General features: G+C 38.3%; 5 protein-coding genes, 1 tRNA gene and 1 pseudogene. 3 read left to right on the forward strand and 4 right to left on the reverse strand.

The window, feature by feature from the left end:
• Positions 1–26: 26 nt before the first annotated feature.
• Positions 27–100 (reverse strand) — tRNA-Pro (locus HUK49_RS06335).
• 223 nt (positions 101–323) lie between these two features.
• Between HUK49_RS06335 and HUK49_RS06340 the strand changes: the two genes are divergently transcribed.
• On the forward strand, positions 324–1,460 hold the full coding sequence (locus HUK49_RS06340) for a hypothetical protein (RefSeq protein WP_191913081.1): 1,137 nt from the start codon (positions 324–326) through the stop codon (positions 1,458–1,460).
• 68 nt (positions 1,461–1,528) lie between these two features.
• On the opposite strand, the gene HUK49_RS06345 is transcribed toward HUK49_RS06340, so the two are convergent.
• Positions 1,529–2,668, reverse strand: coding sequence for an IS256 family transposase (locus HUK49_RS06345; RefSeq protein WP_191913082.1), 1,140 nt, complete (start codon positions 2,666–2,668; stop codon positions 1,529–1,531).
• 343 nt (positions 2,669–3,011) lie between these two features.
• The gene (locus tag HUK49_RS06350; RefSeq protein ID WP_191913083.1) at positions 3,012–4,244 is read right to left on the reverse strand and encodes an IS110 family RNA-guided transposase; all 1,233 of its coding nucleotides are present in this window, start codon (positions 4,242–4,244) and stop codon (positions 3,012–3,014) included.
• A 364-nt stretch (positions 4,245–4,608) separates the two neighbouring features.
• Here HUK49_RS06350 and HUK49_RS06355 point away from each other — a divergent pair, with 364 nt between their 5' ends.
• Entirely contained in the window at positions 4,609–9,207 is a 4,599-nt protein-coding gene (locus HUK49_RS06355; RefSeq protein ID WP_191913084.1) for a Rib/alpha-like domain-containing protein, read from the forward strand.
• Positions 9,208–9,373: 166 nt separating this feature from the next.
• Here the strand turns inward: HUK49_RS06355 and HUK49_RS11250 are convergent.
• Positions 9,374–9,544, reverse strand: a pseudogene (locus tag HUK49_RS11250) (transposase); the annotation flags it as partial.
• A 168-nt stretch (positions 9,545–9,712) separates the two neighbouring features.
• Between HUK49_RS11250 and HUK49_RS06365 the strand changes: the two are divergent.
• Entirely contained in the window at positions 9,713–10,033 is a 321-nt protein-coding gene (locus HUK49_RS06365; RefSeq protein WP_328797261.1) for an MBG domain-containing protein, read from the forward strand.
• Positions 10,034–10,366: the final 333 nt, after the last annotated feature.

Raw genomic sequence — 10,366 nt, forward strand, 5'->3', positions numbered from 1 at the left:
CCGGAGAGGAATGACTCTTAGATTAATCGGGAAAACAGGATTCGAACCTGCGACCCCCTGGTCCCAAACCAGGTGCTCTACCAAGCTGAGCTATTTCCCGTTGACGGGTTGTGTCGCACAACATGAATTATATTACCAGAAGCGCAGTGAGTTGGCAAGAAGATCAAGAAAGAAAATTGAAAGAAGTTAAAAAAGATAATGCATCAGCTAAGAATATCCAACCATTGCTTAAATTTTTGTACTTTTACGAATATTCGTTCGAAAAAGAGGAACAAATTTGCTAAAATATATTTTAGCGAACAAACGTTCAAAGGAGAAATAAAATGACATTTGAACTAGTCTATCGTTCTAGTAAGGGTAACAAAAATTATTGGACTACTAAACACCACTTTACGCGGAAAGAGAGCGATCATTACCAATGGGAAACAATTCAAAGGATGAATACAGAATTTCCGCAATTAAAATTTAACTACCCAACACTATTTGCCAATAAAAAGATTGAGCGCTTTTACTATCTGGATTTAGAGAGTAAGAACTTGCGAAAGTTGGTACCTAATAAGCCTAAATCTTCATCTGTTAACGTTTCAAATGAAGATTACCAAAGTCCATTAAAATCGAAAGACCGAAAGTATTATGCTATCGCGATCGACATTGATAATGAAAGGCATTACTTTAACACGAATAAAGAGATCTTCATCAAAGAATTTGGCGAGCAAGTCCGTCGCTGGAAAGAGCTAGATAAAGCGATTGCCACGGCTAATGCGATCCGGTCTAATAAGAAGGTGCTAGCTCAATATCCAGAATTAAAACCGCTAGCTAATTATGTAGTTAATTTAAAAACTGGTGTGGTTGTTTGGCCTGATAATGTTTCTCTGGTTAAGGAAAATGACACTGATCAGATAACAATCGATAACCCTGTTATTATGTTAATGAAATTGGAACAACTTCAAGGACAGCTTACCCAACATTTTAGCGATAATAATAAGTTCCCCGTAAACGATAGACGAGATTCAATTAAACTAGCCCAAATTAATTTTGAAAAGTTTAATGCTCAGAAAACATTTGAGGCACTTAGCTATTTAGTTACAGTGATGAGCCAAAAGCAGCTAATAGACAAGCTACTTAAGTCTTATGATAAAGGTCTGCTTCAAGATTACTTGCATACAATAGAATTAGCTAACCTAGAATCCTTTGACGCGGATAGCTTCGCTAAACACCTTCAATTAATGCGCCAAGACCGCCGACAGGTTAAGAACTTAGCCCTAATCCTAGATGTATTAGCAAGAAATATCGACTTGAAGGAAATCTTAAGACAACTACTACAAGAGCCCTCATTGAAAAACCAATATCACTACCGCCATAAAGAAACCGGTAAATTGTTATTACGATTTCTTGATTCTAACTCAGAGGAACCTTTACCTGAAGACGGACGAGGGGGCAAGTCCAAAATGGTGGTGTAAATTAAATTCCGCGAATTTATCATTTCACAAGCTTAAGCATACCGGCTTCTTCTAAATTGTCATCTTTTTCAATCCCGTGGTAAACGGTCATGCTGTTCAATCAGTAGTGCTCCCATTAGTCGCAAGACGCTTAGATCATTCGGGAATATCCGGATTACACGGTCACGACGACGGATTTCTTGATTAACCCGCTCAATTGTATTATTCGTCCGGAGACGCTTCCTTAGCTCCTCTGGGAGCTGGTAAATCACCATTAATTCGTCAAAACTATTTTCTAATTTCTTCACCACCTTAGGGAACTCGGTCTGCCAATTTTTAACCAATTGGTCACGCCGTTCAACCGCTTGGTCGTACGTTGGAGCATTAAATAAATCTTTGAGTCGGTTAGCAACTTCTTTACGGTCCTTGAGTGCCAGAATGCTTGTACAGTCATTACTAAAATGAAAATTGACATCTCTGCCAAAGACTACCCTGAAATTGCGTAGTGATCGCGCATCCTTTAAGCCACAATGAGCGTCTGAAACAAACATATCAACGTTAGTAAGGCCCCGCTGTTTAAGTTCACTAAAGAAGTCCATCCATGAAGCTGTTGATTCACTATCACCGATATCAAAACCGAGCACTTCTCGACGACCGCTAGGGTCGATTCCAATCGCAACGAGTAAGCTATTACTTGTCACAACGTGACCACGATGTACCTTGAATAAAATTGCATTGGCATACACAAAAGCATACTTTTGCGTAAGGGGACGTCGGTTAAAATCCAGTACTTGGTCGTCCAAATTACTGCATAAAGCCGAGACCGTACTTTTAGAAAAGGTTGTCTCACATAACTTCTTAGTAATCTCAGCTACTTTACGTGTTGAAACACCTTGGATTACCATTTCCATTAATGCCAAATCAAAGGCCTGCTCACTACGCTGGTAGCGTTTGAACAGCTGTGTTGAAAAATTGCCATGACGGAGTTTAGGAACGTGTAGTTCTAGAGACCCTACGCGGGTGGTAAGCTGACGAACCCGATAACCATTCCGTGAATTGGTTCGTTCATCCGAACGTTCATAAGCCTTAGCTTTAATCTGCTCAGTCGCTTCGGACTTAAGAATTTCATCAAGTATCTTGGCCATAATTGATTGCATGGCCTTATCCCGATCACCTAGTAATAGTTCCTTTAATTCGTCATCTTCTAAATTTAATTCAACCTTTGGCATAATGAAGTTCCTTTCAGATTTCACAAAGTCCTATTTAGAATTTACACCAATTATACGGACATAACCTAAAAATTTCTTGATTTTTCGATTACCTTACTTTCGCAATCATCCTATAAGTATCCGCGAGGCTTGCCTATTGAAAAAAAAAAAAAACTCGTATAATTCATGATGTAACCTAAAAATTTAGGTTATAGATTATAATTAAGTCATGTGGTAATAAGTCAAGATGAAATTATCACTGACTAGCTTGTCTTGACCAGATTTTGGGCGCACTTAAATAAGCCTTGATACCAAGGTGTTTTAAAACTTAAGCGTCGAGAATCATTTTATCTTCCTATACCAATTACCTCTTTTCCTGATAGATTTGATGATTTTTGAGTAGGAAGAAAATCACCCTAATTAATTTACGTGCGGTAAGAACGAGGGCTCGTTTAGATGGAGTACGCTTCACTTCTTTATATTTACGTTGGTAATACTTGCCGAAAACTGGATCTTGGATCCTAACCCGGTTGGCAGCTTCAACAAAGTAGTACCTGAGATAAGCATTGCCAGTTCTCTTAAGCGGTGTATTATCGCTAGCGTAATTTCCCGACTGCTTTTCTTTCCAGGAAAGCCCAGCGTACTTAGCTAGTTTAGCTTCATTATCAAATCGGTCAATTTGACCAATTTCAGCTAGGATACCAGCAGCGTATACTGGTCCAATTCCGGGAATTGAACGCAGAACTTCTTCCTCCTTACCGATGACTTTCATTACTTCTTCAATTGCCTTGTCGAGGCCTTTAATTATTTTCTGAAAAGCTTTAATTTCCTCGGCATAAACTGAGAGAACAGTATCAACTGAATTAGCAATTACTTTGTCTAAACGATAAGAAGCACGAACTGCTTTTTGAATCGTTTTTGCCAAGGCTTCAGGGTTCGCGAAGCGACCCCGACCGTGTTCATTCAGGTAATCAGCTAAATCGTTAATTGAAGTATTAAGTAAGTCATCAGTGGTCATATCTTCGGTTAACAGACTCATCATCGTCGAACCAAAGACTGAGGTATTAAGTTCATCAGAAATCACTAGTTTATTGAGCTTGTAGTATAGATTCTCAATAAAGTGTTGCTTGGCGCGAACTAAGCTTTGAACAAGCTCATACCGGGAACGCGTCAATCGTTGTAGGGCAATATAGTTTTCTTGGAGAACAATCCCCGTTGAATAACGCCCAACACGTAAGAAATCCGCAATATAAAAAGCATCAATTTGATCATTTTTGTCTTCAGCGAAGACATCATGATACCGCTTAGTTTTCTTTGGATCGATCACCACTGATTGAGTATCGAATTTCTTAAGGTCTTGATCTTCTTGAAAAAACATTGCGGGGTGAAAACTGTAAATGGAAGTAGCTTCCATGCCAATCACAACTTGGTCGAGATGATTTGAATTCGCCGTGTTAATAATAATGGTCTTTAATTCGGTTGCGCCTTTCAAATCATTAACAAAGTTCCCTTGAAAAACAACTTCACATGTTTCTTCAGAAATCATTGAAGTGACTAAATCTTTTGAGCTAACGTCAATACCGACACAAAGTTTCATTGGAATGGCCTCCTTTCACTAAAATTTACTGGTCTTAATCTGATCACTGCATGATAGCCCCTAATTACAATCACTAAAGACATCCTCGCAAGTATCAGTATTCATTGGTTAGAGAATCAAAGCTGCACCTAACCCTACTCTGAATTAGTCGATTCTCTAATCGATACAGCATGTGAGTTCGAAAATTAGTTGATTGCCTGGGCGGCAGACTATTTTAAGTAGTTAAAACTACAGGAGATAATAACCTATACCAGTTGACCAAAGCCAATGATAATTAGAGGTTATCATGCGGTGACCAGAAGACAAGATGTAATGTAGCAAAATCCGTAAGGATTTACTTATAGAATACGAGGGAGGTAATTGTATGTTATCGAAAAATAATCGAAAGGAACAATTTCGCAAGCAAGAGCCGAAAAAACAGCGGTTTGCGATTAAAAAACTTACAGTAGGAGTTGCTTCTGTCTTAATTGGATTTACATTTATGGGGATGAGTGCATCGGCTGATGCAAATAATACACCAGCAAGTAGCACGCAACCAGCTAGTGAATCATCAACTGATGATGATAATAATGCTAGTCCAAGTACAGTTCCATTGAAGACACCAGTTGCTCCAACACAAGGTTTAAATGCAACTCCTGTATCAAATCAAATGGCAGCAAATACAAGTGCTCAGGACCAGATAAAGGAAAACCAGGCTATTACTCCTGCTCAAAAGGAAGATAGTACTGTAAAGACAGCAGAAAATACTAACCCAAGTTCAGCAGCAGATAAGTATGCAGATAAAGTAGCTAAAAATTATCAGAATAAATTACAAGTTTTAGCCTCATTGGGTCAGACACCTGCAGATAATACCGCCACTACTCAAGAAACTCAACCAAAAGTATTGCGTGGTACTCAATCACAAGATGTATCAGACTGGCAAGGCTTTGTTAATGCAATGAATAACGGTAATGTTGGTACAATTAATATTACTGGCGATATTGTTGTAAATAATACTGCAAACGGAACGCGACCATCAGGGATAACTGAATCAAACAAAAATTATTTATACCTTGATTCTCAAGGGTCAGCTGGTACGGTAGATATTAATGGTAATAACCACAAAATTACTTTTGGAAATTACTCTTTAGCTCTTCAAGCTAAAAATGAAAAAAATATTGATAAGACTTGGAATTTAACATTTAAAGATTTAACAATTGATGCTGCTTCATCAAGCTACGCGCCGATTTCTTTTTATAAAACTTCTTCCAAGGACGTTTTAACTTATGAAAATGTAACAGCCAACTTAGCTAATCGTCCGTTAGTTGATAATTATTCTAATGGTATGACTGTTAATTTGAATAACGTAACTACTACTATTACTAATGCAGCTAATAATGTAGTTACGGGTAATACGGTTAACGTTAATGGATCTACTTTTACAGTTGATGGCGGATCTAATGTTATTAATGGTACCGCAACTGTTAACTTTACTGGTGATAATGCCATTACTCTTACTAATATGGTAATGGGCGGAAGTAATATTAATACCGCCTCCGCTAATGCAGTATATAGTAATAAAGTTAATTTCAATTCAGGAACTACGACTTTTAATGTAGATGGGAACATTGCTAATAAAAGTAGTAGTGCAATAAATCAAAATAACTGGATGGTTCGTGCTTCTTCACAAGATGCTGATACTGTAGTGATTAATCAAGGAGCAACTGTTAATCTAAATTCTAAATCCGCGAATATGCGCGGAATCTGGGCTGGTAGGCAATCAGCTGCCGGTCAACCAAGTTACGGTAGTTTAGTTGTTAATGGTAACTTGAATGCTAACATGGCAAACGGACACTCTACTGCCATTTTTGCGCAAAATCTTGAAATCGGTACTGGCGCCGATGTTACTATTCATACTAAACAAGATAACCAAGCCGATGGAACAGAAAATGATCCTGTTAATCAAAATACTAATAGTAACTCAACGCACCAAGCACCAATTACTATTTTCTTAGGACCTAATTCTAGTGTTTCTGGACCAGTCTCAGCTCAAGAAGGACATATTATTAATAACGGTAACCTAACAGTTATTCGGGATAATACTAATAAGACTTTGGTTCCGTTAATTTCATTTGGTCAAGGGTTAGGTACAAATATGACCCTTAAATTTGTTAATGGTGAAGGTTCAACGCTAGATTTACAAGATAATTCTGGCACTTATCTGTATGGAACTGAACCTAGTGCTCCATTTAGCGGTCTAATTACTATGTGGGGTACTAGTGCTAATGATATTATACAATTTGATGATCCGAAATATATTAATTTACAACGGACTGGCGAAACACGTGGTACTTTAATTCGTCTAGAAGCTGTTGATAATAAGACTACTATTAAAGGTTCAACTCCAGTTGCTCAATGGGATCAAGGCAACAAGACAGCGACACCAAACTATGCCTGGTATGTTGATCTTGTTCAAACTCAAAGCCAATGGGGTAATAATTCTGGTACCTTCTTAGGCAAAAATCAGACTCCAAATCATGTTGTTGCACATAATGGTGTTCAAACACTTTACAATTCTAATGCAACTGTTAAGATGGCGGCCAACCAAGGTGATCAAGAATATAACAAAGACCATGTAAATACTACCGAAGCAGCAATGCAACTTAATAGTTTCTTGAACAACTTTAACTACTGGCGTCCACAGCGTATTGCAATGGGGAGTAAATTAACACCATCAATTAATGATGCCGATAAATATCAACCAGAGGTTCAAACTATTAATGGTACTACAACACAAACTCTTAATGACTTGAATGCCAAAGATGGTATTAAGGATTTGATTGGTCCTAATAATGAAACTATTGCTAACTTTGATAATATTATTAGCAAAGTTAGTTGGTACAATTCAGCAACCGACCAAGCTGAGTGGAATAAGTTGATGATTCAACCAACTGAAAGCAAGAATTCTGCTGATCAAACTCCTTATGCGCAGCCACAAAACCCAACTGGTGATCTTAAGACAGCTGATAAGTCAGCTTGGGCTAAAGTAACATATAAAGATGGAACAGTAGACTTTGTAAATATTCCATTAAACATTACAGAACCGATGGCAGGTATTTATACCCCATCATATAAACCAGTAACTGTTGAACAAGGTCAAAGTGCTACTGATAATCCAACCTTTACGGACCAATCTGGCAAGGACACTACTGCTCCAACTGGTACTACCTTTACTACTGGTACCGATACACCAGCCTGGGCTACTGTTGATCCATCAACTGGTACTGTAACTGTAAAACCAGGTACAGATGTAACTCCAGGTGCTTACAATGTTCCAGTAACTGTAACTTACCCAGATAAGAGCACTGATGAAACTACTGTGCCAGTAATCGTTACTAAGGCAGGACAAACTGTAACTTGGGGTGATAATGGTGCAGTTGTAACTACTGTTGATACTTCTAAACTTAATGCTCACGAAACTACTGAAAATTCACAAGTTCTTTCTCCATCAACTGTTGTAACTGCAGAAGGTTACGAATTAACAGATGGTAAGCTTTCAACTACGGCAACTCCAATTATAATTGATCCATCAACTGTTAGCTGGACTATAACTCCAGATACTAATGTTACGACTGCAACTGCAGCTGGTAAGCAAATTGAAAATAATACTATTAAGATTGACCTCACTAACAATGATGCCGCTAATAACATCCTAGGCTCAAAGAATGGTGTTGTAACTACTAACCCATTTACCATTGATGCTAAGGGTGCTGGTGCTAAGAATGTCACTACGACGCCAGTTAATGTTGCCCTTGGTTCAGATTTAACTGGTGAACAATTCAATCAATTAGTAGACAACAACATCCCAACTGATGAAATTGCGACTACTACTTGGGCAACTAAGCCTAATGAACAAGGCCAAGGCGGCGTAATCAAGATTACCTTTACTGATAAGGATGCTAATGGCACCCCAACTTACTTAAACGTTAATGTTCCATCAAGTTCAATCAAGATAACTACTGATGCGGATGACCATAATCCAGAAGGTCAAAACGTTTCAACTAAGGTCGGCGAAACTCCTGATGCTGAAAAGGGTATCAAGAACCCTGGTAGTTTACCAAATGGTACAACTTATACTTGGCAAACTACTCCAAACACAACAACTCCAGGTAAGGAACCAGCAGTTGTTGTGGTAACTTACCCAGATGGCTCGAAGGACGAAGTTCCCGTAACCATCCACGTCACTAATCCAGCAACGGATGCGGATAAGTACACGCCAGAGAGTCAAGATGTAAACACCAAGACTGGCGTTGTCCCAGACCCAGCAGACGGTATTAAGAACAAGGCTGATCTCCCCGATGGCACCAAGTACACTTGGACAAACCCAGACCAAGTAGCACAAGATGTCAAGAAGCCTGGTTCATATACTGAAACAATTACTGTTCGTTATCCAGACGGTTCAGAAGATACGGTTACAGTAACTGTTAATGTTCCCGCACCTGAGGGACAAAATATTACAACTGATCAAGGTCAACTCCCTAACCCTGCAGATGCAATTAAGAACAAAGATCAGATGCCAAATGGAACAACTTACACTTGGAAGCAAGAGCCTGATGTTTCTACTCCTGGTGATCACACTGGTGTAGTTGAAGTTCACTTCCCAGACGGAACTACCTATGAAGTAACTATTAATGTTCATGTAGATGCTATAAACCCCGATAATGGCGGAAACACGAACTCCGGTAATGGTTCAATTGATCATCAAAACGGTACTGAAATTAATAACGGTTCAGTAATCGAAAACGTAACTGGTCAAACACAAAATAGTGCAACTAACAGTACTAGTCAGCAACCAGCGAAGACATTGCCACAAACTGGTAATGATTCTTCTAAGTTCAGTGCATTAGCTGGCTTGAGTCTTGCTGCTTTCGTAAGTCTCTTCGGCTTCGCGGGTCACGATAAGAAACGCAAAGCTGATAAATAATTAAGATAACATCATTTCTCCCCCCCCTTTGAGAGACATAACTTAATTAAAAGTGCTGAACTAAAGAAGTGCGGATACTCATCAAAAATGGTGAGTGTCTGCACTTTTTGTATTATTTATAGCCTCTTCGTCAAGAAGTACTGATGCGAAAATAGAATAAGTTTTATTAAGCAGCTCGTGCCTGGAATTTGGTATGGGCTGCTTGCTTATTTTTCCAGTTAATAGCGATATATGAATTAGCTAATGATATAAGAATTCGAACACGAAAATTGAAAAAGTTACGAAAACCATAAGCTGTACGCTTAATTACCTTAATTTTATTATTAGTTTCTTCAACAGGTCCGTTAGTATAGGTATCATATTTGAAACTATTGTAAATATCTATTGCCTATGAGTACGTAGTGTGCGTTGAACTTTTTGAAGTGGTGGTTGTGGAAAGTTGCGTCCATTTAACAGCTAAAAGTTGATCTAATGCCTCTTTATCTCAATTAATGGTGCTGAACATATTAAATATGGTGAAAATGCAACCATTAATTATGGTGGCAATAATGGCTACTCAATTTCAATCACTGCTCCAGTGCATAATGGCAGTGTAGATAATGATGCTGAGCAAATTTACGCCAATGTAACTTTAAGTGATGGTGATCTTGAATTCGTGAGAGAACCAGGTGCTGTTGGTCATTATCAAGTTAAGTTATCTGCACAAGTCTTAAAGAAGTTGCAAGATTTAACTGGTTCAAGTAACTATGACTGGAAGCAAGCAAGTAATGCACGAGCAAGTTTCTATGTTGATCAAATGCCAGTCACGATTGCTGTTTCTGGTTAATCAAGTGTAACTTATGGTACGCAAGATTGGTTAAACGCAATTAAGGCTAACCCAGCTGTTAACAACGGTTTTAAAATGTAGGAAATCACCGATTTGAAATTGTCGGATTTCCTACATTTTTTTATACTGGTTTCATCAATTATTTGAGGTGATTGTATGAAATCAGAGTTGAAAAAGGAGTTAATGTTATTCAAGATGACCAAAATCAAACCAAATTATGCGGCCTTAGGCCGCAAATATAATTGTGATCCGAGAACTATTAAGCGTTATTTAACGCAGAATCATGCAGATAAAAGGAGAAATAGTAAAAGAAGGAGTAGCAAATTAGATCCA

The organism is Limosilactobacillus portuensis (genome assembly GCF_014838735.1).
Taxonomy (GTDB): Bacteria; Bacillota; Bacilli; order Lactobacillales; family Lactobacillaceae; genus Limosilactobacillus; species Limosilactobacillus portuensis.